This is a genomic window from Pseudomonas sp., assembly GCF_049590575.1.
In the GTDB taxonomy this organism is placed as follows: domain Bacteria; phylum Pseudomonadota; class Gammaproteobacteria; order Pseudomonadales; family Pseudomonadaceae; genus Aquipseudomonas.
In genome coordinates, this window is record NZ_JBAWDE010000105.1 from 1 (window position 1) to 23096 (window position 23096).

The window sequence follows — 23096 nt, forward strand, 5'->3', positions numbered from 1 at the left end:
TGCCGCCGGTGATTGGTTATGTGGCTGTAACCAATAGCTTCGACATGGCCGCGCTGACGCTACTGGTGATGTTCAGCCTGTGGCAGATGCCGCATTCCTACGCCATCGCGATTTTCCGCTTCAATGACTACCTGGCTGCATCGATTCCGGTTCTGCCGGTCAAGCGTGGCATCCAGGTAGCCAAGAAACACATCCTGCTGTACATCCTGGCCTTCCTCGTGGCGACCTTGATGTTGACCTTCAGTGGCTACGCCGGCATGAGCTACCTCGCCGTCGCTGCCGCCATGGGCATGTACTGGCTGTACATGGCCTGGACCGGCTACAAGGCGGTGGATGACACCGTCTGGGCGCGCAAGCTGTTCGTGTTCTCGATCTTCACCATCACCGCGCTCAGCGTGATGATGTCCCTGGATTTCCAAGTGCCGAAAGAGCTGTTGCTGACCTACGCTCACTGAGTGTCACCGCAGTGAAAAAGCCCCGCCTTCGAGAGAAGCGCGGGGCTTTTTCTTGGCGCCGGTTTAAATCCACTGGTGTTTTTCTCGTCATACCCCTCTGTACGCACTGTGCGAATCCATCCCACGCCTACAAGGAGTAGTCACCATGGTCAGCGTTAGTCGTCGATCCCTTCTCGCCCTGGGCGCCGCCTTGCCGTTGCTGGGGCGCCTGGATTGGGCGGTTGCCGCCCAGCCGCCTGCCAAGACTGACGCGGTGCTGCTCAACTACAATGAAAGCCCCTACGGCCCCTCACGGGCTGCACGCGAGGCGATGCAGAATGGGATCGCCACGGCCGGGCGCTATCCCTACAAGCACATGTACGCCCTGGCCGGCCTGTTTGCCCAGCAGCAGGGCATTGCGGAAGAGCAGGTCGCGGTGTTTGCAGGTTCCATGGCCGCTCTGCGCTATGCGGTGCTGGCGTTCACCAGCGAAACCCGTGGGCTGGTGATGGCCACACCGTCCTACGAAGTGCCGCAGCAGTCAGCCAAGTCGAACAAGGCGCCGGTGCGTGAGGTGGACCTCACTGCCGACCACGCCCACGACGTCCCGGCAATGCTCGCCGCCGACCCCCAGGCTGGCATGCTCTACCTGTGCAATCCCAACAACCCCACCGGCACCCTCACGCCCACCGAGGCGATCCGCCAGGCCTTGGCGGACAAGCCCAAAGGCAGCGTACTGGTTGTGGATGAGGCCTACATCGACTTCGCCGACGCGCCCAGCGTGGTCAGCTGGGTCAAGGACCACGACGACCTGCTGGTGCTGCGCACTTTCTCGAAAATCTACGGCATGGCCGGCGCGCGCCTGGGCCTGGCGATCGGCCACCCGGCGCTGCTGGAGCGACTGGCGGTGTTTGGCGGTGATAACGTCCCGGCAGGTTCCAGCTTGCTCGGTGGGCTTGCCAGCCTGGAAGACATCAAGCTATTGCCGCAGCGCAAAGCACTGAATGCCCAACTGCGCGACGAGACCATAGCCTGGCTCAAGGGCCGGGGTTTTACCTGCACCGCGTCACAGGCCAACTGTTTCATGATCGACGTGAAACAGCCGGCCGAGCAGGTCGTCAAGACGCTTGCCGCCCACGGCGTGAGGGTCGGGCGGGTGTGGAATAACTGGCCGCAGTGGGTGCGGGTCACGGTGGGCAACAAGCGCGAGATGGCGCGGTTTCGCGAGGTCTTTGCGGCGCAGGTCTGACAAGCCAGCTGACACAGCGCTGTTCAAAATGTGGGAGGGGGCAAGCCCCCTCCTGCAATTTACTGCTGTGCGATGCTGTACCCGGCAAACGCGGTCTGCTGCTGCAGTGCCGTAATCACGCTCTTGCGGCTCAGCGGCTGTTCAGTGCCGGCGTTATCCACAAAGCTTTCAACGTCCAATTCAGCCTCATCGCCTTCACCTACAAAGCTGAAGCCCAGGAACTCGAACGCCTCGCGGTCGACGTTGAGCTTGGAGCGCGGCGTGCGCAGCGGCAGGGTGACGCTGATGCCATCCTTGCTGATCACAAACACTTCGGCTTCTTTCTTGGCGCGTGACGCCTTGCTCTTGCCGGCGCTTGGGTTGCTGATCGCTTGGTGCGACTGGTTCAGCACCTTGAGGGCCAGGCCGTAGACCAGTTCCTGAAACTCGGGGTCGTCCTTGAAGCTGGACAGGATGCGGCTGATCGAGAACTTGCTGCTCAGGTCTTCGAGGGCAATGTTGTCGGCCGCCTCGGCGTCCTTGAGTTGCTTGAGCTGGCCCATCAGCTCGTAGGCCTTGTCGTCGTCGAAGGCATCATGAGCCTGGCGGATGGCCACACGCAGTTCGCGGATCTGGTCGCTTTCCTTGGACGTGTGGAACGCGTCCAGCACCATCTCGCTGATGATCTTGGCCGCGGGCAAATGCTGTGAAAGATTGATGGCGTTTTCGTATTCAGCCTTCGATTGCAAGGCGACTAGGGATTCTTCGGCGGCGGAGTTTTCGGTGTAAGAATCGGACATTGAAATTTCACTACTTCAGTAAACGGAGACAAAAAAGCGTCGGGCATTTTCAGCGGGGAGGGAGATCAGGTCAAGGCAGCAGAATGCCCACTGGTCCTTGGTCCAGTCGCTTTAAGCAGGCCTCGAGGATATCCAGGCCTTCCTCCAGCACCGCGGGCTCAGTCGTCAGCGGTGCCAGCAAGCGGATGATATGCCGCGACTTGCCGCTGGGCATCAGCAGTAGGCCGGCATCCCGCGCCAGGCTCAGCAGTTGCGTCAGTTGCCGAGGCGCGGGCGTGCCGTCGGCGTTGGCCAGTTCGATACCGCGCATCGCCCCGACGCCGGTGAGGCGGCCCAGATACGGCGACAGCTGTTGCGCGCGCCACGCCTCATAGCGCCCGACGATGATTGCTTCCTGCTGCGCGCCCCAGGCGTGCAGGTGTCCGTCGGTCATTGCCTCCAGCGTGGCCAGCGCCGCCGCGCAGGCGATCGGATTGCCGGAATACGTGCCGCCCAGGCCGCCCTTGGGCAGGTTGTCCAGCAGTGCCTTGCGCCCGACCACCGCGCCCAGGGGGACACCGCCGGCAATGCTTTTGCCGAGCAGGATCAGGTCCGGTTCGATGCCCAGGCGCGAGAAGGCGAAGCGCTGGCCGGTACGGCCGAAGCCCGACTGGATTTCATCGGCGATCAACAGGATCTGGTGCTCATCGCAAAAAGCCCGCAGGGCCTGGGCGAATTCGATGTCCAGTGCCAGGAAACCGCCTTCGCCCTGCACCGGCTCGAGGATGAAACAGGCCACGTCATTCACGTCGATTTCAACGCTGAACAAGCGGTCCATGGCCTTCAGCGCATCGCTGCAACTCACGCCGTTATCGGCGCTGGGGTAGGGCAGGTGATACACCGGGCCGGGCAATACACCGACCTTTTGTTTGTAGGGCGCAACCTTGCCGTTGAGGTTCAGGGTGGCCAGGGTGCGGCCGTGAAAGGCGCCGTCAAATGCAATCACCGCTGTGCGGCCAGTGGCGCCGCGCACGATCTTCAAGGCGTTTTCCGCGGCTTCCGCGCCGCTGTTGGTGAGCATGCCGCTGACCGGGTAATCCACCGGGATAAAGGTGCTCAGGCGCTCCATCAGTTCGAGGTAGGGCGCATGCGGCGCGGCATTGAAGGCGTAGTGGGTCAGTTGGGTCGCCTGTTGGCGAATCGCCTCGACCACGCCGGGGTGGCAGTGGCCCAGGTTGAGCACGCCGATTCCGCCGACAAAGTCGATATAGCGCTTGCCCGTGGTGTCCCAGACCTCGGCATTTTTGCCGTGGCTGAGGATGAGGGGATGAACGATGGAAATTGACTGGCTGATGGTTTCGCGGCTCATGAATCCTGGACTCGGCACTGGCGGGCTTGTTTTTATCTAAGCCGTGCACCGGGCCCTGCCGCAAACGAAATAAACTCTCCGGGTCATTCCAAATCGGAAGGAGCTCCTGCCGGCCAAGGCCCGCAGGTTATTCCGACACGCTGTCCTTGCCCGCCGCCTTGGCGCGGTACAACGCCTGGTCGGCACGCGCCATCAGCGCCGCCGGGCTCTCATCCGGCGCGCGCGCGGCCACGCCTACACTCAGGGTGACCTTGAAATCGCTGATCTGTGCGTGTTCGCGCACCGCCTGGCAGATACTCTCGGCCACTGCCTTGGCGACCTCCAGCGAGGTCTTGGGCAGGATCAGCATGAACTCATCGCCGCCCCAGCGGCCGAGCAAGTCATCGGCGCGTGTGCAACCTTCCAGGCACTCCACCACCCGCACCAGCGTCTGGTCGCCCACGCCGTGACCATAGCGGTCATTGATCGGCTTGAAGTCATCCACATCCATCGCGATCAATGCCAGCGGCAGGCGAAAGCGCTGGGCGCGGTCGCACTCTTCGAGCAGCGCTTTTTCCAGGCGATAGCGGTTGGCAACCAGGGTCAGGGAATCACGCTCGGCCAGTGAACGGTTTTCCTCCAGCTGCAATTGCAACTGCTGATTGACCCGCGACAGCTCACGTGTACGCTCGGTTACCAGGGCCTCAAGGGATTGGTTGCGCCGTTCCAATTGCTCGACTGAGCATTTGCGCAGATGGATATCGCGATGGGCCCCCACCATCCGTGCCACTGAGCCATCGGGGTTGCGTGCGATGACGTAGCCGCGGTCCTCAACCCACAAATAGCTGCCATCGCTTTTGCGGCAACGGTATTCGATTTGGTAATGGGGCGCGCGCCGGTGGATGTAATCGTCAAACAGCGTCATCACCTGGGAATAATCGTCCGGGTGAATCGCGTTTTCCCAGGTAAACACAGTGTTTTCCAGCGAGTGGCGAGGGTAACCCAGCATTTCGTACCAACCTGGGTTGCGGTATACGAACCCGGTATTGGCGTTCCAGTCCCAGATCCCGTCGCTGACCAACTCCAGAACGGTGTGCAGCATGTCGGCATTGAAGTGTGAGAAATCACTATTGTGAGGCGTGTTGCCGGAAGTGTCGTCCATCTGCGCATTCCCTGCCTGAGGCCAAAATTGACGCCGATACTCCTTGGCTGGAACTACTCTACAACGAGGCTGCCGCCGTTTGAATAGGGCGGATGTGCGGCTTTAGCAGGGATGGCAATAGGCCGCTACTTCGGCGCCACCATCCTCGTCCGTGCCCTCCCGTTCGCATTGTGCTGATAAATCCCCTCCGGCTGGCCTTGACCATTGAAGAACACTTGACCGATCCCCGCTGAATTCCATAGGCGTTCGCCCGCCTCGGCATGCTCCGGGATGTGTGGCACCACCTGCAGGGCGCGCCGACGCGTGAACCAGTTGAGGGGCGAGCGTGGCGAATAGAGCCAGCGGTTGAGGCGGTCGAACCATTCCAGCAGGCGTGGCGGGAATTCGTTCTTGATGCCGCTGCTGGTGATCTGCCAGATTTTCGGGCCGGCGTTGCGATGGCGAATCAGCACTTCATAGACGAACGAGTAGTGCACATCGCCGGACAGGATCACGTAACTGCCCGGCGTGCGTGAGTGGCGGAAAATATTCAGGATCACCTGGGCAGCGCCGCGATGGGCCATCCAGTTTTCGGCGTCGACCAGCAGGGGGTAGCCGCACCAGCTGAACACCTTTTGCACCGTTTCAATGAGCTTGACGCCAAAGATCGGCGCGGGCGAAACGATGATGGCCGAGGGGTGGTCCAGCAACGCCTGTTGCAGTTCGCTCAAGGCTTCCCAGTCGAGCAGGCCGGAGGGTTGTTTGAGGGTGAACTCGCTGCGCCAGCGCCGGGTGCGGGTGTCGAGCACCACCAGCGCGGGCGTGGTCGGCAGCACATAGTGCCATTGCTGGAATTTCAGCAGCGTTTGCAGCAGTTCGTCCTGCGCGGCTGCGTCCAGATGGTTGTGTTGCGCCTGGCGGGTCAGCGCCTGGATGTGCTTGAGCTGTTCTGTGAACACCTGCGGCTGGTTGCCCCAGCCCTGGCACAGCAGGTAGGCGAGCAGGGCATTGCCGATGATGCGTTTGGAGAAGGGGTGGCCGTAGGCGGTTTCTTCCCATTGGGCACTGAGGTTCCAGTCGTCGGTGATGTCATGGTCGTCAAAGATCATCAAGGTCGACAGGTGCGCAAATACCCGCGCAACGCCCGGCAGGCCCTGGCGGAATTGCTCGATGTGAACCTGCTCGCGGGTGTAGCGCTGCTGTTCCTCAAGACTCAGTTGCGGTGGTTGCGGCGAGATCAGCGTCCACGGGGTGGGCGACCACGCCAGCAGGTACATCGCGATCACTTCGGCAAAGGTCACCAGGTGGTTGTCGGCGGTGCTGCTGGTGAAAATCGGTTTTTTCACCCCGCCAAAAAAACGCTCGCGCAGGGTCTCGTTGCTGTCCAGGGCGGGCAACAGATCGGCGCGATGGTAATAGCTGGCACGGTGCCCGTAGAGGCTGGCGCTGTCATCCACCACTGCGCCTTCCAGGTACTCATCGAACAGGCCCAGCCGCGCAATCAGCGCATGAATCGCGCGCAGCATCGGCCCGGCGACATCGTCGGCGTAGATCTGGTCGCCACTCATCATCAACAGTGCCGGGCGTTGCGCCGGGGTGTGGTGGGCGTCGGCGAGCAGGCGGTCCACGCACAGCAAACCTTCGTCGGCCCGGTGGTGTGGCTTGCGGCAGGAACCATGCACCAACTGCTGAATGCGGCTGTGCAAGACGAACGTCGGCCATTCGGCGTCGGCATACAAGAGGTGTGGCGCCCACTCGGCGATGCCGGCGTTATCGACCAACAGGTCATAGCCGAGGGTGACGTCCTGTGGCAGGGCAGTGGGCAGGGCGATATCGATCAGATGGATAAACGCGTGGCGTCCCACGGCCACAACCTGGCAGTGCTGCGCATCAAGGTCGATACCCAGCGTTTCGCCCTGGGGCAATTGCAGCCTCAGGCGTAATTCCAGGCTGTGACTTCCCACCAGCCAGATGACCAGGCGCTGGGGCTCCAGGCGCCGCAGCATCGGGCCAGCCAGGACCGCAGGCAGTGTGTCGGGGTGTGGCATGCAGGCAGAGGCTCCGGCGCAATTAAACCGCGGAGGTTAACGCATCGGATGTGAGGGTTTTGTTAAGTCGGGCGGGTAAACGCAACAATGGGCAGCAAAATGCTGCTGCCCTTGGTGAGGGCGGAGCGCTTGGTCAGGTGTGAGCATCCTTACTCACTTTGGGCACGGTGAATTTGAACTCACTGCCGCGGCCCAACTCGCTCTGCGCCTCGATCCGCCCGCCGTGCGCCTGCACGATACCCTGGGTGATGTACAGCCCCAGGCCGCTGCCGGTGGGATTGTTCTCGGCCTGGGTCCAGTAGCGATCAAACACATGCGGTAACTGTTCAGGCGCGATGCCTTCGCCGGAGTCACGCACCGAAAACACGATCTCCTCGCCATTGCTCATGGCGCTGATGCCGATATTGCCCTGGCGCGGGGTGAATTTGATCGCGTTGCCGATCAGGTTCGACAGCACTTGGAACAGGCGCTCCGGGTCGCCTTTGATCTGCAGGCCCGGCTCGGCGTTGAACGACAAGTCGATGCCTTTCTCCATCGCCAGCGGCGCGAGCAGAGAGTAGGCCTCCTCGAACATCTGGCTGACATCCAGTGCCACCGGCTTGACCACATAGCGGCCCGCCTCGATTTTCGAGGTGTCGAGCAAGTCTTCGAGCAGCACGTTCATGCGCGCGGCGGCCTGTTGCATGGTGTCGATGGCCGAGGAAATACGCCGCGAGGTGTGCGGGCCATCGGAGCTGAAGGCCTTTTGCATCATGCCGCACAGCATCGAGATCACCGTCATCGGGTTACGCAGGTCGTGGGACACCACCGCCACCAGCTCGTCACGGGCGCGCACGGCTTGTTGCTCGCGCAGCACCTGGCGGGCCAGGTCGTTTTCCAGCGCCGAACGGCGCAGGTCATTGGCGGCAAAACGGTCGCCATGGCTCCACTTGGTGGAGATGCCGGCCATTTCGACTTTCCAGATTTCAAATGACGTGCGTGGGCGAAGGCGCAGGCCGGCGTCGGAGTTTTCCAGGTTAAGCGGTTTACTCGGGTCGCCACTCCAGTTGATGTTCTCTTTGACCTCGGGGCGGAACCACAGCACGCCGTTGTCCACAGGCTTTGGCAGGCTCATAGCCAGGACGCCACTGGCGACCTGCTGGAACTCGGCGGCAGGCGGGTAGACCGATGCCAGGTTATGGCTGGAAAACACCGGCTCGCCGCCGTCTTGCAGCCACTTGTGCAAGGCGCGGATCTGCGCCGGTTCCGGGCAGTTACCGTAACGATGCAGTTGTTTGTCCTCGATGATCGCCACGCCGCCGGACAGGGTCAGGTCCATCAGCACTTGGCCTTGCTGGGCCAGGCCGTCGAACACATTTTCGGTGGACGCCTTCATCGCCCGATCCAGCAGCCCCAAGGCCTCGACCTTCTCTTCGCGCTGACGGCTCAGGTCCAGGGCTTCCATGGCGCTGATCTGCAATGACAACACTTGGCCGATGGTCTGGCAGGCGGTGCGCAGGTCGTTGGGCACCAGCAGCGGCTCACGGTTGCCGCAGCTGATCAGGCCCCACAGCGTGTCGCCCTTCATCAACGAGATGCTCATGGACGACAACACGCCCATGTTCTGCATGTACTGGCAATGAATCGGCGACACGCTACGCAGCGTGGCAAAGCTCAAGTCCAGGGGCTCGCCGCTGTCCGGGCGCAGCTTGGGCAGCAGCGGCACCGGCTCGTAGGCCGCGTTCGGGATGATGCGCAGCCAGTTGGTGCGATACAGCTCGCGGGCCTGCTCCGGGATGTCGGACGCGGGAAAAAACAGCCCGTTGAACAGTTCCATGGAGGGCGCCGACGCTTCAGCGATGACCTGGCCGTGGCCTTCTTCTTCGAAGCGATAAATCAGCACCCGGTCGTAACCGGTCATGGCCTGGATTTCATTCACGCTGATTTCGTACAGCGCTTGCAGGGTTTTCGCCGACTGCAAACGTTGCAGCATCTTGCCCAAGTCACTGCTGCGCCCTTTTGGGGAACGTGGCTGGAAGTCTTTGAGGCGCGGTTCGAACTCCAGCACCAGCACATTCTGATGGCGGTGCAACAAGCCTTCGAACTCGGCGCCGTTGAGGCTGACATGCAGCGGCGGGGCATCGAAAAAGGTATTTTGCTCGGCCATGGCCTGTACGGCCTGGGCATGCTCGGCACCGATCAAGGTGTGCAGCGGCTGCCCGAGCAGCGTCTCGGGCGCGTGGCCGAACAGGGTGCCGACGTTGGCGCTGATCTGGATGATATTCAGGCCCGGCTCCGACAGTGTCAGCAGCACGCCGTGGGGCTGGATTGCACCAGGGTAGCGGATCGGCTCGTCGGCACAGTTGGCAAGCAGCTCTTCAAAATCTTCGGGTTTCATAGCAGTACCTCCTGGCTGTCGAGCCATTGCTCAAAGCAGCTGAACGTCGAACGGGCCGCATCCACCGCGTGATGTCGGGTGGGGGTGTCCAGCGGCATACGGCCCAGATAATCGAGAAAATCCTTCCAGCGCCGACCGGTCTCGACGCCGTATACATTGAGAAACGCCCCGCCGTTCTCAGCATTGATGCCCAGGCGTTGCTGCATTTCCCTGCGCAACACTTGACCGCCCAAGGTCGCACCTTCTAGCACATACATAGCGCCGAGGCAGGCAGCAGGGGTATCGAGGGGCGGCAGGTTGGCGCAGCGGGGCAAGGCATCGGGAGCCAGGCCAAGGGCGTGGAGATCACTCACCAGGGTCGGCGTTTTCACACGCAACGCCTGGTCGAATCCATCGGGGATCAAGCCACTGTCATACAGCGCCGCTTCCATTGGCTGGTAAAACCCGTAGTACGCCTGGATCAAGCGCTGATACCCATCGGCATCCAGGCGCTCGGAAAAAAACGGCAGACGCTTCTCGAGCGCTACATGCAACAGGGCAGTGCCCTTGCGCAACGCTTCGAGTAAAGAGGGCGCACCAGGGGCAGGGGCCTTTGAATGCATTCAGTGAGCTCGAGCTGTGGGCCTTTCGACCATGAATGACGCTGAGTAAATGGGCGACGATTTTACACAAATCATGGCTAAAGACTGAGCGTACATGACGAAAAGCCTGACCAGCGGATCAGAAAAGTCGCTCCTTGCATGCATAGTGACCGCAATGTTTATGCCGAAGTTCGGCAGAAGTGATGTCGCAGCGCTATCAATGCATCGAAGAGCCCTGCTGCGTCAATGCGGTTTGTACGCACTCCAACAGATGCTCGGTGCTCCAAGGCTTGGGCAAAAACCGTACGGACCCCCCCAGCTGCGCCGCCAGCTGGGTGTTGCCGGAGGTCAACAGCACCGGCACTGACGGCCAGCGGTGCGCTACCACTCGGCTCAAGTCATAGCCGTTGAGCAAACCCGGCATCTGGATATCGCTGACGATCAGGTCCACCGGGTCATCGCCGCGCTCCAGGTAGATCATTCCTTCATCCGCTGAAGGAAAAGAAGTCACCGTCGCCCCGAAATCTTGCAGCACATCCACCATTAACGAGCGAATGATCTCGTCGTCTTCCAATACCAAAATCGATGGCTGAGCCATGATCCTTACTCCACCATCAGGGTTCAGTAAGGTGGAGTGGGGCGAGCCTGCATAGGTTCGATTGGATGTGTGCGGAGCGATGGGTGGTTGTTTTTGAGCTTGTTGGGGACGCTCGGCGGGTGCGCCACGGCAGGGTGGATACGGGCATAATTGCATCACCGTTGTCCGATGTGGAGCCTTCATGAAGTACGCCTTGTTCACTCTCGCCCTGATCCTCAGCAGCGGCCCGGCGTTGGCCGCCGGCGATGCCGAGGCCGGCGGCAAGCTTTTCAGCAAGACCTGCGGCGGCTGCCACAGCATTGGTGAAGGCGCGCGGGGCGGCTTTGGCCCGGAACTCAATGGCATTATCGGCCGCCCGGCGGGTACCACCACCGACTACCAGTATTCCGACGCGATGAAAAACTCCGGTGTGGTCTGGACCCGCGACAAACTCGCGGCCTATATCGAAGCGCCAAAAAAGGTAGTGAGCGGCACGCGCATGATCTTCTGGGGCATCAGCGACCCGGAGAAGATCGACAATATCCTCGCGTACCTTGAAACGTTCCAGGACAAATAATCACTCCCGAACATTCCTGAACAACATCAAGCGCGCACTCTCGTGCAAGCCTCGGGTCAGCCCCTGCAAACGTTGGAATTCCTCGGGGTGCTGCGCGGCCACGTCGTCACGCGGGGTGGGCGATGCCAGGTCATGCAGGGTCGGTGAGCTGCCGTCGTGCTGCATCTGCAGCAGGAAGTGCCGGGTCACGCCGCCGATGATCGGGAAAGTACCCTCGCGTAATACCAGCGGGACCACGCGCTCGCCTTCCGGCGCGGGCTGCTGGATGTCGCGGCCCATGGCGCCGTTGGAAAAGGCGATGCCCGCCATGCCGGCCACTGTGGGCAGCAGGTCCGCCAGACCCACGGCCTCTTCGATCACCCGCGGCTCAAGGCCTGGCGAATGGATCAGCAGCGGCACGTTGTTGCTTTCCAGGCCCAGTTGTTCGAACGCCGGGGCCATGTGCGGGATCTGGCTGATGCGCGTGTTGTGGTCGCCGAAGAACACAAAAATGCTGTTGTCGTACCAACCACCGGCCTTGGCGATTTCCATCAAACGGCCGATGTTGTAGTCCAGCAGGCGCACCGCATTGTACTGCTCGACGCTGCGCGAGCCGGCAGCCTGGGCTTGTTCGAGGGTCACGTCGCTGACCTCGAAGCCATCGTTTTGCTTGGGAATGGTAAACGGCCGATGGTTGCCGGAGGTTTGCACATAGGCAAAAAACGGCTGGTCCTGTGGCACCCCGCGCAGCAGTTGATCGCCTTCCTTGAACAGGTCCAGGTCGGAGATGCCCCACACGTCCACCCGTGGCGAGCGCCAATGGCTTTCGTCATACAGCTGCACGCCGTCGATGCTCTGGCGGATCAGCGCGTTGATATTCGCCCAGCCGGCGTTGCCGTTGATCATGTAGAACTTCTGGTAGCCCTCGAACGCGTTGATCAGCGTGTGTTGCCGCGTGATCAGCGGGTTGCGCGTGGCGGTCTCCTGGCGGGTCACGTCCGGCACGCCGGTAATGCTCGCCCACACGGTTTTGGCCGTGCCGGTGACGGGCACGTAGAAGTGCTTGAAGAACCAGCTTTGCGTGGCCAGTTTGTCCAGATTCGGCGTGGGGTTGAGCGGGTTGCCGTAGGCCCCGACGGCGCTGGTGCCGAGGGATTCGAGCATGACGAAGATCACGTTCGGCGGCTTCGTGCCGGCCAGTCGATAAGGCTGTACGCCTTGTGCGCGGGTAAAATTCAGCCGTTCGGCGTTCGGCTGATCAACCCCCAGATACTGCGCGACTTGCGCATAGTGCTCACGCACCTGGGCCTCATCGAATTGCGACTGGCCGACCTTGAGCGTGTCATACAAAAACAGCACCGGGTTCAGGCCAACCGCCGCCACCTGGCTGTTGCCGGAAAAGAACGCATCGCTCCAGCGCAGCGGCACCGGGTTTTCCAGGTTGAGGTTGGCGACACGACCGAGCAGGGCCAGCAATACAGCCACGACGCCGAACACCGAAATCGAAGCCAGCGCCCACTTGCCGATGGGGGTGGGCGCGCGATCCAGGGTGAGCCGCTCCAGGCAAATCAATGCCCACACCCACAGCGCCACCGCCGCCAGCCAGCACGCAGTTATCCACAGCACTGGGTAGGTTTCCCAGACCATCTGTTGGGAAATCTGCGCGTCCTGCAGGTAACGCAGCACCGTCGCATTGATGCGCACGCCAAGGTAGGCGTAGTGGCCGAAGTCGATGATGTACACCAGGCCGACCACCGCCAGCGCCAGCACCAGGTAACCGCGCGCCAGCCAGCGCAAGGCCGGCAGGGTGGTGAGGTTACAGCGTGGCAGCCACGCCAGCACGGCCAGTGGCAGCAGTAGCAGCACCGCCAGGCGCAGGTCAAAACGCAGGCCGATGCCCAGGGTTTCCAGCAGCGCCGGAGTGTTCAAGTCCAGGCCGGAAAAACCCAGCACAAACACCAGCCGCAACGCTGCCAGCAACGCAAACACCAGCCCGATTGCGCCCACGCCGTAGCGCAGGCGGCGTGATTGCAAAACATCCATCATTTTCCCCATTCTAAAAAACACCACAAACCCATGTGGGAGCGGGCTTGCCCGCGATGACGGAGTGTCAGCCACCCCATGCGGCGACTGACCTGGCGCGATCGCGGGCAAGCCCGCTCCCACAGTTTTGACACTCACTGTTTATTCGATAGCGCTTGGCTTGGGTATTTCCAGGCCGCTTTGAGCAGCAGCCAACACCCTGCGATCAGGCAGTAACCGGTCAACAGCGGGTCGACCAGGTAATCCCAATAGTTTTCCGACGCCTTGAGCCGCAAGGCGAACGCCAGCGTGCCGATTGCCAGCATCCACACCGCCACCGCATTGCGCAGCCATAGCATCGCCAATGCGACGGCGGCGACCACCACAATCATCGGCCGAGGGTTGAAGCCCCACCGGTAGGGGTCGTAGTAGCTCAGGCCCAGCGTGGCCGGGTACAACACCAGGCTCAGCAGGCCGAACAGCAACAACATCTGCAGTTGCTGCCGGCGGCTGAGCGACGGCGCCAATCCCAACCGACACAGCCCCACCCACGCCAATAACACCAGGGTGCTGATTGCCAAGTCATCGGTAAAACTGCGTACGTACGCCGCCAGCGGCAGCTCGTTGACCGGGATAAAACTCACCGCCACCAGCAGCGGCAGCAACCACGGGCGCCAGGGCGCGGTAAACCGCAGTGCGCAGAGCGCCACGAACCCCAGCAGTACGAAACTCAAATGGGCCTGCCATAGAGAAAACATCAGAGGTGCTCCGCCAGCCAGGCTTCGTTGAAGCTGACATGTTTGATAAAGGTGTTATTCCACGAGTACACCAAGTGGTACGTGCCGTCCGGGCTGCGGCTGAAGGAGGGGTACTCGTATTGGAATTCGCAGCCCTCGGGTTTGCATACGCGGTAATCCAGGCTGCTCAGGAAGCGCTCTTGCAATGGCAGGCGACGCGCGCCGCTGGAGGCGCGAAAGCCTTCGCCGATGATCTCTTTGTAGGCTTCGGGGGTGAACGGTTGGCCGAGCGGGTCGGGCGACTCGTCCAGCTGCGCCACGGTGCGCCATTGGCTGAACTGGGCGTCTGTGCCGTAGAGGCTGAGTTTGAAGCGGCCGTCGCGCAGGTCATTGAGGGCCACCAGCATACCGTCGTCTACCGTGCTCACCGCCGCCAGCGATGAATTGGGGTTGGCCGGCTCCAGCGGGAAAGGTTCGCTCCAGGTCTGCCCGGCGTTTTCGGTGCGGCTGGCCAGGACCCGGTGATAAGTGTCGCCGGCATAGCGCAACAGCGCCACGGCCCGCTGACCATCCTGGGTCACGATGGTCGGTTGCAGCGAGTTCTTGCCTCGGCTGATGCGGAATTTGTCGATCACCGCACCGTCGGCGCTCAAATACAGGTACTCGGCGAACTTGCCCATGAACTCGTGATACACCGGCAGGCCGATGGAGCCGTCGGTATGGAAGACCGGCGCGGAGCGAACCAGGGTGCTGATATTGAAAAATGGCGAGGTCACCAACTGCCTCGGTGCCGACCAGGTGGTGCCGAGGTCATCGGAAACCATCAGGTTGATCGCGCTGGTGGCCCAGCCACCCACCGACACCGACACATAAAACATCCACAGGCGTTTGTCCGGCCCCAGGGCAATCACCGGGTTGCCCAGTTTGCGGATATAGCGCCGAGTACCATCACGGGTGCTTTCGCGCGTGGCCAGCACTTGCTCGGCACCCCATTCGCCGCTGCTTGCATCGAAACGCGCGGTGCGCACCTGCACATCGGCCGCGCCTTCGCGGGAGCCGGCAAACCACACCGCCATCAAGTCGCCGCCCGGCAAGGCGGTGACAGACGAGGAATGCACAAAGTCAGTCAACTGCGTGGACACGAACCGGCTGCTGTACTGCGCCGGTGCCGCCACTTTTTCAGGGCTGGGGCTGGCCTGGGCAAACGGCGCGAGCACATGCGGTGGGTGGGTTAGCCAGGCGGCGAAAAATACTGCCAGCAGGCTGCTAATCAATAAGGCGGAGCGCATAGGGAACCTGTTGGGATTACTGCGCACGCTCATCCGGCAGGCGCTTCCTGCGACCGGTGAGCATGGATAACGGCAGGTTGTCCCGCACCTGGATACTTTCAAACACCGCGGCCAGCACATGCACGCAGACCAGCCCGAGCAGCACATTGGCGGCGGTCTCGTGGATTTGCAGCGGCCAGTCGGCGCCCCACAGGGCGTCGACTTCCTGCATCAAAAAGCCGCTGATACCGATGCTCAGCAGCGCCAGCAACATCAGCAGCATCACCAGCGCGCCGATCGGCGAATGGCCCAGGCGATGCTGCGGCCGGCCATCGAGCAGCGAGCGCAGGTGGGCGTTGAGCCGTTTTGGTGTCGGCCAAAAATCCACCCAGCGCGCACTGCGCGGCCCTATGAACCCCCACACCGCGCGAACCAGCAGCCAGGCCATGGCGTAGTAGCCGAGCCAGACGTGCCAGGCATCGCCTGCTTCATTGAAGAAGTAATTGGCGACGAAGACCCCGGCGATAGACAGATGAAACAGCCTTACCAGCGGGTCCCACAGGCGCAGGGATTCGCCTGGCATCAACCTTTGATCTCAGTCTTCACGGCCTTGCCGGTGACCGGGTCGTGGTAGATCTCGACTTTGCGCTTGTCTTTGTCAAAGCCGTAGATTTCGTAGCAATTGCCATCCGTGACCTTGAACTTGCTGATCTCGTAGCCTTCGGCTTTGAGCTTGTCCTGGAAGGCTTTTTCGTCCTGCCATTGCGAGCGCTCGGCGGTGGTGCATTGCGGGCCGGCGACCGCCAAGGGGCTGGCAATGATCAGGGACAGCAGGAGAATTTTGCGCATGGAAAAGCTCTCAGCGGAAAGGGGAGTCCGCAAAGTGCAAAACCAACATTAACGCAACCTTAGTTGGCAACGAGCCGTAACATCTTTGCTGCAAGGGAATAGGCCTGAACCCGGCATGATGCCGCCGATTCCTACAGAGATTCTGCTATGCGCCTACTCCTTGTCGAAGATGACCGAGCCCTCGGCCAAGGCATACGCGTGGCCCTGGGCGCCGAGGGTTACACCCTCGATTGGCTGCAAGATGGCGTGGCGGCGTTGCATGCGCTGCGCACCGAAAGCTTCGACTTGCTGCTGCTCGACCTCGGCCTGCCACGTCTCGATGGCCTCGGCTTGTTGCAGCAGTTGCGCGCCGAGCAATATGACCTGCCGGTGTTGATCCTCACCGCCCGCGACGGCACCGCCGAACGCATCGCCGGGCTGGACGCCGGCGCCGACGACTACCTGGTCAAACCCTTCGACGTGGAGGAACTCAAGGCCCGCGTTCGCGCCTTGTTGCGCCGCAGCCAGGGCCGCGCGCAGCCGGTGCTGGAGCACGCCGGCGTCAGCCTCGACCCGGCCACTCAACAAGTGCGCTACCTGGACGCCGACATCATCGTTACCCCAATGGAATACCAGCTGCTGCACCAGCTGATGGTACGCCCCGGCAAGGTGGTCACCCGCGAGCGTCTGTCCCGCGCGCTGTACGGCTGGCAGGACCGGGTCGAGAGCAACACGCTCGAGGTACTTATCCACAACCTGCGAAAAAAACTCTCGGCCGAGCTGATCCGCACCGTGCGTGGTGTCGGCTACGTGTTGGTGCTCAAGCCATGAGCTCTGTTCGCGCGCGCATCCTGATTCCCGTTCTGGTGTTGATTCTGTTGGGCGATGCGCTGATCAGCTGGCTGGTGCTGCGCGACAGCCACCATGAAATCGAAGAAGTCTACGACGCTCAGCTCGCCCAGAGTGCGCGCCTGCTGCAAGGCGTGCTGCGCCAGCGCGACCCCGGCGAGGCCGATTGGGACCGCCTCTACCAGGCCTTTGACCAGGCCATGAGCCGCGTGGGAGAAGAGGGTGTCGCTCATCCCTATGAAACCCGCTTGACCTTCCAGGTGTGGCGCACCGATGGCCGGCTGCTGGTGCGTTCGGCCGAGGCGCCGGTGTTGGCTTCGTTGCCGACCTCCCTCGGCTCCCATGACCTGATGCATAACGGCAATGACTGGTGTGCCTTCGTCCTCGCCGACCCGCAGCAGGGCCTGCTCATTTGGGTGGGCGAGCGCGACGACATTCGCCAGGACCTGATCCAGCGCATCGTGCGCCACACCCTCTGGCCCATCCTGATCGGCGTGCCGCTGCTGACCGTATTGATCTGGCTGGTGATTGGCTGGGGCCTCAAGCCCCTGCGCGCCATGGCCCAGTCGATTCGCGGGCGAACCGCCGAGACCTTGCAACCGCTGCACCTCAAACCGTTGCCGACCGACCTGGAACCCATGCAAACCGCGATCAACCGGCTGTTGGCCCAAGTCGATAATCTGCTTGAACGCGAACGTCGCTTTATCGCCGATGCCGCTCACGAACTGCGCACGCCCTTGGCGATCCTGCGCATTCACGCGCAAAACGCGCAAAACGCCGACACCGATGAACAACGCCGCGAGGCTCTGGAATTCCTGGTCAACGGCGTCGACCGCGCCACGCGTATTGGCAGCCAACTGCTGACCATGGCCCGCATCGAACCGCACCTTCACAACCCTAAGCGCAGCCGCGTGCAACTCACCGAACTGGTCCGCGAAGAACTCGCCGAACTGGCGCCGCTGGCCATGGAAAAAGGCGTGGAACTGGTGCTGGAAGGTGACGAGGAATGCTGGGTGCAAACCGAACCCGTGGCACTGGCTATCGCCCTGCAAAACCTGGTGACCAACGCGCTGAACTTTTCCCCGGCGGGCAGCGAAGTGAAGGTGGTGATTGGCGCCAGCTGCCTCAGCGTGGAAGACCAGGGCCCGGGCATTGACGAGGCGGAGATGGGGCGTTTGTGCGAAAGGTTTTACAGTCGCGGCAATGCCAACGGCGCAGGGTTGGGCCTGGCGATCGTGGAGATGATCGTAGGCAAGATCGGCTGTCGGCTGGCGTTGCATAACCGCGAGCAGGGCGGGTTGTGTGCACGGTTGGTGTTTGACGAAACCTGAGTTGAGGAACATTTTGTTTAAACTCGGGTCCAGTCATCACTCTCATCCCGATAAGGAAATCCCCATGAAGCGCATTGCGCTGCTCTGTATCGCCATCTCGTTGGGCGCCTGCCAATCCAACCAACGCGACTCATCGCCCAGCCTGCTCAAGGACGGTATCCAATTTCGCCAGAAAACCGTAGCCGTGGATGCCGACCACGCCAAGGTCATCATGAAGGCCTACGGTGGCACTAACCCCGTCGAATTCTCTATCCGCCGCGAAGGCGACCCTGATCAACGCTTGGAAACCCTCGGCACCGTAGTGGACACCGGCGAAGGCCGGGTTTTCAACTGGATCGCCAAGGTCAACCAGACAGTGGCCAGTGCCGGCTTCAAGCGTTTTCCGCAGTTGGAAATCCAGGCAGACCCAGGCAAGAAACTCACCGTGTTCGGCAGCGCGGGAAGCATTGGCAATGGGGCTTATTACAGCTGCGTGCCGCCGGAAAGTACCTTCATCCCAGAGAAGGCGAAGGTGTATTTGGTAGAGTTCCAGTTCACGCCTAGTCGGTCGGCGTGTGCACAGCAGGTGTTTGATATTACGGATCCGGCGAATCGGGTGTTGATTGGTGGGACGGGGCGTGAGGTGAAAGAGAGTTAGGTGCGCGGACCGAACAAATGCGGATGCTGCGCTTGGAAGGACCTGAAGGTTTGATACTTCCAACGCTCTCCGCCAGGATCTTCATCGGTCGTGCTGACTTCGCCGAAGTACCAATGCTCTGACTCGAAGACGTTTCCTTTTTCGTCCTCGTGGATGAAGTGAAAGCCGACTTCCTGGAAACCAGACGGAACGGCCAACCCCCATTCGCCGGCAAGGCTTCGGCCGGTGATGCGGGTTTGCCGGAAGTGCTCGTAGTCGAAGGGTTGGGTGTGGCCGAGATGGCGGGCTCTGTCGGTGTAGACACAGACTCGGCTCGAGAACATATCCGGGACCATGATGCAGGCGACAATCCAGCACTCAGGGTCATCGTCTGATCGTGCTTCAAACAGGTGGCCCGCGACTTTGATCAATTGTTGAGCGCAATGCGCCAGAATTTCCGGTGTGGTCTGATTGCCTTCAACAAGGTTTTCGATAACCGGGATTTTTACGTCTATATAGTCGGGTTGCGGCGGTAAGTGTTCGTAAAAACAGCCTTCGAAGCTGTCTGCCCAGCGGGTCAGGGCCCTGAGGTGTCTGGGGATGTTGCGGAGTTTTTTATTTGTAAGTGACAGTCTGCGCATGAGGCTGAGTTCCCGGGGTCTGTGTTATTCGTTTGCATCTTCGTAATCAAACGCGATGAAGTAGTCGCTCTCTGAAAGAGCAATCTCATGAGAAAAGTATGTCTTTATCAGGGGTAGCCACTCCTTCTGCAGTTCAAACATGCCGTTATTGATGTCCTCGGCTGCCGACAGCCCAAGCTTGGAAATCAAGGAGTAGTCATCTCTCAAGTCTGCAGAGTCCTCCGTTCCTCGCAGCCGTCCTGTCGTTCTGTCGAACCATTCCAATCTCACTGTTAGTCCCATGTAGCCCTCACAGATATTTGCTGATATTTCGTTTTTTCTTCGGTCCTTTTAGCTGCTCGCCGGTGATGTGGCTGAACGCACCTAGATGGCTTCCATCACTTGCCAGATAAACTTCCAACTCACCATGTTGAGAATCCCATTCATAGATTCTCCGGCCTTTTTCCTCAACCCAACGCTCTCTTAACCCGGCACCTCCCTGCCTGGGAGTCATGGGTTTGGCTTTTATCAAGTTTGCAAAGCCAGTTATTTGTTCAGTATTAGGCGCCTTGTGGTACTTGTGATCCCCAGCCTTGACACTGACCACCACATAAAGCGGCCGAACCCCCGACTCCACCGGAAACACCAGAATAAAATCCCGATACTCCGGCGGATAAATCGGGTTCACCAGAATCTGCGCCGCTTTCTCCGTTGGCGGGTAGATCCAGATCACTGGCGCTTGTGGCGCAGCCTCCAAGGCTGGAATACCCAGCGTGTCGCTTGGATCAACCGCAGGCGTCCAGATCAGCTCCACGCCCTCACCCAAATCCGCGACAAACTGATCGGCCCGGTTTTGAAACTGCACCACATCAATCATCTGCCAGTCGGAATTATTGCCGGTGTAAAACCCGTAGCCTTTGAGCGTGCCGTCCTCACGCTGCTCCACATGCAAGCGCATCTGCGAGCGCGCCTGTTGCATCGAGCGCAAGTGCTCTTCGGTATACAGCGCGCTGTCGCCCAACTCCGAGGGCCACGCCAGCGCTACCAACCCGCCTAACAAGCCCGCCGCGACAGACCCTGCGGCCGCCGCAGCCGACTCCAGAGCCGCCGTACGTAACGCTAGTTGACCCAAGCCCACCGGCAAGGCGCTGCCGCTGATCTTGCGCAAGGCAATCGTGCCCCGACTGTCCACCTCGCGCCCGCCCAACAGGCTGAAGTGGCCGTACTCCTTGATCAGCTCAAGGGGCACATAACCGGTGGGGTCTGCGTAGTCAGTGAGGCCATCAGCCAGTTGGCAGGGCTTGATGAACACGCAGCCGGGAAGCTTGGCGCGCGGCGCCTGAGGGGCGGGGGTTGAGTCGGAAAAGTCGATAGTCCGTGAATAGTTCGCACGCGGCGGCTGAGGAATCAGAATGCGTCGCTTGAGTTGTTCCTCTTCGGTGATCGGGTAAAAGCGCTCAGACATGACGGGCTCACTTCCTTGTGCGAGGAAGTGAGCCTAAGAGGGGGCGTCAGAAGCTGATATCGGATTTGTTCGATAGCTTACGTGGGAAAAGTCAGCCAGTTATCAGCGCGACTAGCACTGATTCTTGACCCCCGCCATCACATTGAGTGGGGCGCCACTGAAGTAAGTGTTGTACAGCCCGTACCCGCTCTAACCCTGGCGGTCGAACACGTTGTTCAGGTTCACCGATGCACTCAGGTGCTCGTCGATGTCGTAGCGCGTCAGCAGGCCCACCACCGCGAAGCTGCCGTGCTTGGCTTCTGCGGGCAAATCTGTCATGAGCGTGTGATGGGCTGGAGGGGGGCAATGATAGGCGGGGGGGTAAGGGCAAGCGATTGAAATTAAGCGCGCCATTTAGATGTTTGTTTTTTGCTGCGCTGCAATAAACGATTGTCAGTGAATTTTCCGTTTGATTTGAAAATGATTTAAGGTTCAGTAACGATATTGCGCGGAAGGCTTCGAGCGGTCACTGAATAGGGAGTTTTACAATGATATATGAAGATATTGACCCGCAACTGCTCGGCTTTCTGAAAGATCCAATAAATAAAGTTTGCCCTGTGGTTCTCGCTGGAAAACCTCTTAAGTGGCATTCAAAAGTGCTTTATAAATTACCAATATTGCGCAGATTTATTTGTGCCGATCAGGTGCAATCCATACTGTGGGAGAAACTTGAAAGCCATTTGGAATATGCTAGAGAAACGCTGCCTGAGCATATATTCGAGGATCATGTGCCTCTGACTAAGGACACTGTGCATCGTTTTACCGACGAGCTCAAAAAATATTTTAATATAGTGCTTGCGTCGGCGTGCAATGAAGCGGTATCAGCGTCGAAAAAAGCCACTCTCACTGCGTTTATTGAGTCCTATTCTTGGGCCGTGCTTGAGTATACGTGTAATAGAGTTGCCGAGAATTTGCAGTTGCGTGCAATACATAATTTGTCCATCTTGGGGAATTCAAATTTGTGGCTTTGTTATTATCTGAGTGAGGTGTATTTTCTGATAGCACAAGGGCTACTGGTTGCCAGATTGAGTGGAGACACCCTTTACATTGTACCGACCAAGAAGCTAATGACGCGGTTGAAGACCTACTGGCTGGCGGAAATAATTGAGGCTGATTCGAACATTAGTGACATATTTACACGACATAATGTTGTACCCTCTCTGCACGCGCATGGCCGGCTGAGGCCGGAGTTGTGTAATGTTCTAGTTGATCAGACTCTCGATAAATGCTTGTCAATACATTCGAATTACTTGTCGGCGAGTATGAGAGAGCATCCGAAGTATCAGTATTTGCGGGAAATCGTCAATATCGCAATTCACATCGAGCTGAGGGCGTTGTCAGGTGAGCGCACGACTGATGAGGCCTATTTGAAAAGTATAGCCAGCTCCGCTGCTGTGGATATGATCAAGAGTGCCCTGGTTGGACGTGTGCCAACACTGAGCTCGGTCAGCAGTTTCGTAGAGTATAAGGATGGCGTGTATATACGCGGAGCTCTGAACTTTAAGTATGGATTAAGAAAGTTCGTGAGGTGCCTGCTCGGGGCGGTGACTATTAACTCAAAGGCGCCTGACTTTGGACAGTTGCTTGGCAGTGATTTCGAGAGAGATTATATTTTTAATTATATTCAGGATCTCAACGACCCGCGTCTGAAAATTCACGGAAAATTCGAGCCAGGAACCAATGCTAAGATTAAAGGTTATGATGTGGATTTGGTTGTTCAAATTGTAGAGGAGGATATTTACTATTTTATACAGGCAAAATATCAGTTATCGGAAATTCCAACTTATCTTTCCGAACAGTGCCAGTTGTTTCTCAATGAAAATTTCCGTACCGGCTTCGTCCGGCAGCTTGCAGTACTAAGAGATAATATGTCCGATGAGAGTATTCGGAAAAAACTAAGTCAGCATGGGTTGTCGGGGGCTCGGCCGGATAATAGCTATTTTGTATTGTTGCATAATATGCCGTTCTTGAATTTTTATGAATCGGACGGAATATTTTTTTATGAATGGAACTTGCTCAGAAACATTTTGCGCGGTGGCCGTGTGCAAGTGCGAAAAGGTCAAAATATTATGGAGGAGCATGTTCTGCTTAAACCCTATCTGCACCGTCCGCAGGAGCTAGTTGAAGCTTACTTTAGTCATTCTCAAAGTGGCAGGGAGAGGGCTGAACACTATGATGTTTATTGTGATGCGTATTCTCACTTTGATTTTGGTGGGTTGAAAGTAGTCTGCAAATTGTTATAGGAGGCAAGC

Annotated in this window: 23 protein-coding genes; 7 read left to right on the plus strand and 16 right to left on the minus strand. The window is 59.5% G+C overall.

Going from position 1 to position 23096, the window contains the following annotated elements; all coding sequences use genetic code 11:
- Together WBR57_RS08275 and WBR57_RS08280 are read left to right on the plus strand one after the other, a co-directional pair.
- A partial coding sequence (locus WBR57_RS08275) for a UbiA family prenyltransferase (protein WP_424083412.1) occupies nt 1–455 on the plus strand: 455 nt, incomplete at its 5' end.
- 145 nt (nt 456–600) lie between these two features.
- The gene (locus WBR57_RS08280; protein ID WP_424083413.1) at nt 601–1683 is read left to right on the plus strand and encodes a pyridoxal phosphate-dependent aminotransferase; all 1083 of its coding nucleotides are present in this window, start codon (nt 601–603) and stop codon (nt 1681–1683) included.
- A gap of 59 nt (nt 1684–1742) precedes the next feature.
- Here WBR57_RS08280 and WBR57_RS08285 read toward each other — a convergent pair whose 3' ends face one another.
- The 7 genes from WBR57_RS08285 to WBR57_RS08315 all read right to left on the minus strand — a co-directional run bounded on the left by WBR57_RS08285 (nt 1743) and on the right by WBR57_RS08315 (nt 10534).
- Nucleotides 1743–2462, minus strand: coding sequence for a hypothetical protein (locus WBR57_RS08285; RefSeq protein WP_424083414.1), 720 nt, complete (start codon nt 2460–2462; stop codon nt 1743–1745).
- 70 nt (nt 2463–2532) lie between these two features.
- Complete coding sequence (locus tag WBR57_RS08290; protein WP_424083415.1) at nt 2533–3810, minus strand: 2-aminoadipate transaminase; 1278 nt, start codon at nt 3808–3810, stop codon at nt 2533–2535.
- 127 nt (nt 3811–3937) lie between these two features.
- A complete protein-coding gene (locus tag WBR57_RS08295; RefSeq protein WP_424083416.1) occupies nt 3938–4951 on the minus strand; it encodes a diguanylate cyclase domain-containing protein in 1014 nt (337 codons plus the stop codon).
- Nucleotides 4952–5076: 125 nt separating this feature from the next.
- Nucleotides 5077–6978 carry an alkaline phosphatase D family protein gene (locus WBR57_RS08300; protein ID WP_424083417.1) on the minus strand — a complete coding sequence of 634 codons (1902 nt, stop codon included), beginning with the start codon at nt 6976–6978 and terminating at the stop codon, nt 5077–5079.
- A gap of 133 nt (nt 6979–7111) precedes the next feature.
- Nucleotides 7112–9355 carry an ATP-binding protein gene (locus tag WBR57_RS08305; protein WP_424083418.1) on the minus strand — a complete coding sequence of 748 codons (2244 nt, stop codon included), beginning with the start codon at nt 9353–9355 and terminating at the stop codon, nt 7112–7114.
- Nucleotides 9352–9957 (minus strand): biliverdin-producing heme oxygenase, encoded by a 606-nt coding sequence (locus WBR57_RS08310; RefSeq protein ID WP_424083419.1) that lies wholly within the window; start codon nt 9955–9957, stop codon nt 9352–9354. Before WBR57_RS08310 ends, WBR57_RS08305 begins: the two co-directional genes overlap by 4 nt.
- A gap of 196 nt (nt 9958–10153) precedes the next feature.
- Nucleotides 10154–10534, minus strand: coding sequence for a response regulator (locus WBR57_RS08315; protein WP_424083420.1), 381 nt, complete (start codon nt 10532–10534; stop codon nt 10154–10156).
- 181 nt (nt 10535–10715) lie between these two features.
- On the opposite strand from WBR57_RS08315, the gene WBR57_RS08320 reads away from it, so the two are divergent.
- Nucleotides 10716–11090: a c-type cytochrome gene (locus tag WBR57_RS08320; RefSeq protein ID WP_424083421.1), complete on the plus strand. Its 375-nt coding sequence runs from the start codon at nt 10716–10718 to the stop codon at nt 11088–11090.
- On the opposite strand, the gene WBR57_RS08325 is transcribed toward WBR57_RS08320, so the two are convergent.
- The 5 genes from WBR57_RS08325 to WBR57_RS08345 all read right to left on the minus strand — a co-directional run bounded on the left by WBR57_RS08325 (nt 11091) and on the right by WBR57_RS08345 (nt 15945).
- Nucleotides 11091–13112: an LTA synthase family protein gene (locus WBR57_RS08325; protein ID WP_424083422.1), complete on the minus strand. Its 2022-nt coding sequence runs from the start codon at nt 13110–13112 to the stop codon at nt 11091–11093.
- A 134-nt stretch (nt 13113–13246) separates the two neighbouring features.
- Entirely contained in the window at nt 13247–13849 is a 603-nt protein-coding gene (locus WBR57_RS08330; protein ID WP_424083423.1) for a hypothetical protein, read from the minus strand.
- Complete coding sequence (locus WBR57_RS08335; RefSeq protein WP_424083424.1) at nt 13849–15117, minus strand: sialidase family protein; 1269 nt, start codon at nt 15115–15117, stop codon at nt 13849–13851. The genes WBR57_RS08330 and WBR57_RS08335 overlap by 1 nt, the downstream gene beginning before the upstream one ends.
- 16 nt (nt 15118–15133) lie before the next feature.
- A complete protein-coding gene (locus WBR57_RS08340) occupies nt 15134–15679 on the minus strand; it encodes a cytochrome b/b6 domain-containing protein (RefSeq protein ID WP_424083425.1) in 546 nt (181 codons plus the stop codon).
- Nucleotides 15679–15945, minus strand: a complete 267-nt coding sequence (locus tag WBR57_RS08345) for a PepSY domain-containing protein (RefSeq protein ID WP_048722823.1) — start codon at nt 15943–15945, stop codon at nt 15679–15681. The genes WBR57_RS08340 and WBR57_RS08345 overlap by 1 nt, the downstream gene beginning before the upstream one ends.
- A gap of 147 nt (nt 15946–16092) precedes the next feature.
- On the opposite strand from WBR57_RS08345, the gene WBR57_RS08350 reads away from it, so the two are divergent.
- The 3 genes from WBR57_RS08350 (at nt 16093) to WBR57_RS08360 (ending at nt 18741) form a co-directional block, all read left to right on the plus strand.
- Nucleotides 16093–16755 carry a response regulator gene (locus tag WBR57_RS08350; protein ID WP_424083426.1) on the plus strand — a complete coding sequence of 221 codons (663 nt, stop codon included), beginning with the start codon at nt 16093–16095 and terminating at the stop codon, nt 16753–16755.
- Nucleotides 16752–18104: an ATP-binding protein gene (locus tag WBR57_RS08355; RefSeq protein ID WP_424083427.1), complete on the plus strand. Its 1353-nt coding sequence runs from the start codon at nt 16752–16754 to the stop codon at nt 18102–18104. Before WBR57_RS08350 ends, WBR57_RS08355 begins: the two co-directional genes overlap by 4 nt.
- A 64-nt stretch (nt 18105–18168) precedes the next feature.
- Complete coding sequence (locus WBR57_RS08360; RefSeq protein ID WP_424083428.1) at nt 18169–18741, plus strand: hypothetical protein; 573 nt, start codon at nt 18169–18171, stop codon at nt 18739–18741.
- Here WBR57_RS08360 and WBR57_RS08365 read toward each other — a convergent pair.
- The 4 genes from WBR57_RS08365 to WBR57_RS08380 all read right to left on the minus strand — a co-directional run bounded on the left by WBR57_RS08365 (nt 18738) and on the right by WBR57_RS08380 (nt 21123).
- Nucleotides 18738–19361 (minus strand): DUF3916 domain-containing protein, encoded by a 624-nt coding sequence (locus tag WBR57_RS08365; RefSeq protein ID WP_424083429.1) that lies wholly within the window; start codon nt 19359–19361, stop codon nt 18738–18740. The two genes, WBR57_RS08360 and WBR57_RS08365, sit on opposite strands and share 4 nt — an antisense overlap.
- Nucleotides 19362–19385: 24 nt before the next feature.
- Nucleotides 19386–19643 (minus strand): colicin E3-like toxin immunity protein, encoded by a 258-nt coding sequence (locus WBR57_RS08370; protein ID WP_424083430.1) that lies wholly within the window; start codon nt 19641–19643, stop codon nt 19386–19388.
- A gap of 7 nt (nt 19644–19650) precedes the next feature.
- The gene (locus WBR57_RS08375; protein ID WP_424083431.1) at nt 19651–20805 is read right to left on the minus strand and encodes an S-type pyocin domain-containing protein; all 1155 of its coding nucleotides are present in this window, start codon (nt 20803–20805) and stop codon (nt 19651–19653) included.
- A gap of 189 nt (nt 20806–20994) precedes the next feature.
- Entirely contained in the window at nt 20995–21123 is a 129-nt protein-coding gene (locus WBR57_RS08380; protein WP_424083432.1) for a hypothetical protein, read from the minus strand.
- 209 nt (nt 21124–21332) lie between these two features.
- On the opposite strand from WBR57_RS08380, the gene WBR57_RS08385 reads away from it, so the two are divergent.
- The gene (locus WBR57_RS08385) at nt 21333–23087 is read left to right on the plus strand and encodes a hypothetical protein (protein ID WP_424083433.1); all 1755 of its coding nucleotides are present in this window, start codon (nt 21333–21335) and stop codon (nt 23085–23087) included.
- The last annotated feature ends 9 nt before the right edge of the window (nt 23088–23096 follow it).

What these genes read in the sequence shown, in the direction of transcription:
- WBR57_RS08280 (WP_424083413.1), top strand. Translation starts at nt 601, where the DNA reads ATGGTCAGCGTTAGTCGTCGATCCCTTCTCGCCCTGGGCGCCGCCTTG.
- WBR57_RS08285 (WP_424083414.1), bottom strand. Translation starts at nt 2,462, where the DNA reads ATGTCCGATTCTTACACCGAAAACTCCGCCGCCGAAGAATCCCTAGTC.
- WBR57_RS08290 (WP_424083415.1), bottom strand. Translation starts at nt 3,810, where the DNA reads ATGAGCCGCGAAACCATCAGCCAGTCAATTTCCATCGTTCATCCCCTC.
- WBR57_RS08295 (WP_424083416.1), bottom strand. Translation starts at nt 4,951, where the DNA reads ATGGACGACACTTCCGGCAACACGCCTCACAATAGTGATTTCTCACAC.
- WBR57_RS08300 (WP_424083417.1), bottom strand. Translation starts at nt 6,978, where the DNA reads ATGCCACACCCCGACACACTGCCTGCGGTCCTGGCTGGCCCGATGCTG.
- WBR57_RS08305 (WP_424083418.1), bottom strand. Translation starts at nt 9,355, where the DNA reads ATGAAACCCGAAGATTTTGAAGAGCTGCTTGCCAACTGTGCCGACGAG.
- WBR57_RS08310 (WP_424083419.1), bottom strand. Translation starts at nt 9,957, where the DNA reads ATGCATTCAAAGGCCCCTGCCCCTGGTGCGCCCTCTTTACTCGAAGCG.
- WBR57_RS08315 (WP_424083420.1), bottom strand. Translation starts at nt 10,534, where the DNA reads ATGGCTCAGCCATCGATTTTGGTATTGGAAGACGACGAGATCATTCGC.
- WBR57_RS08320 (WP_424083421.1), top strand. Translation starts at nt 10,716, where the DNA reads ATGAAGTACGCCTTGTTCACTCTCGCCCTGATCCTCAGCAGCGGCCCG.
- WBR57_RS08325 (WP_424083422.1), bottom strand. Translation starts at nt 13,112, where the DNA reads ATGGATGTTTTGCAATCACGCCGCCTGCGCTACGGCGTGGGCGCAATC.
- WBR57_RS08330 (WP_424083423.1), bottom strand. Translation starts at nt 13,849, where the DNA reads ATGTTTTCTCTATGGCAGGCCCATTTGAGTTTCGTACTGCTGGGGTTC.
- WBR57_RS08335 (WP_424083424.1), bottom strand. Translation starts at nt 15,117, where the DNA reads ATGCGCTCCGCCTTATTGATTAGCAGCCTGCTGGCAGTATTTTTCGCC.
- WBR57_RS08340 (WP_424083425.1), bottom strand. Translation starts at nt 15,679, where the DNA reads ATGCCAGGCGAATCCCTGCGCCTGTGGGACCCGCTGGTAAGGCTGTTT.
- WBR57_RS08345 (WP_048722823.1), bottom strand. Translation starts at nt 15,945, where the DNA reads ATGCGCAAAATTCTCCTGCTGTCCCTGATCATTGCCAGCCCCTTGGCG.
- WBR57_RS08350 (WP_424083426.1), top strand. Translation starts at nt 16,093, where the DNA reads ATGCGCCTACTCCTTGTCGAAGATGACCGAGCCCTCGGCCAAGGCATA.
- WBR57_RS08355 (WP_424083427.1), top strand. Translation starts at nt 16,752, where the DNA reads ATGAGCTCTGTTCGCGCGCGCATCCTGATTCCCGTTCTGGTGTTGATT.
- WBR57_RS08360 (WP_424083428.1), top strand. Translation starts at nt 18,169, where the DNA reads ATGAAGCGCATTGCGCTGCTCTGTATCGCCATCTCGTTGGGCGCCTGC.
- WBR57_RS08365 (WP_424083429.1), bottom strand. Translation starts at nt 19,361, where the DNA reads ATGCGCAGACTGTCACTTACAAATAAAAAACTCCGCAACATCCCCAGA.
- WBR57_RS08370 (WP_424083430.1), bottom strand. Translation starts at nt 19,643, where the DNA reads ATGGGACTAACAGTGAGATTGGAATGGTTCGACAGAACGACAGGACGG.
- WBR57_RS08375 (WP_424083431.1), bottom strand. Translation starts at nt 20,805, where the DNA reads ATGTCTGAGCGCTTTTACCCGATCACCGAAGAGGAACAACTCAAGCGA.
- WBR57_RS08380 (WP_424083432.1), bottom strand. Translation starts at nt 21,123, where the DNA reads ATGACAGATTTGCCCGCAGAAGCCAAGCACGGCAGCTTCGCGGTGGTG.
- WBR57_RS08385 (WP_424083433.1), top strand. Translation starts at nt 21,333, where the DNA reads ATGATATATGAAGATATTGACCCGCAACTGCTCGGCTTTCTGAAAGAT.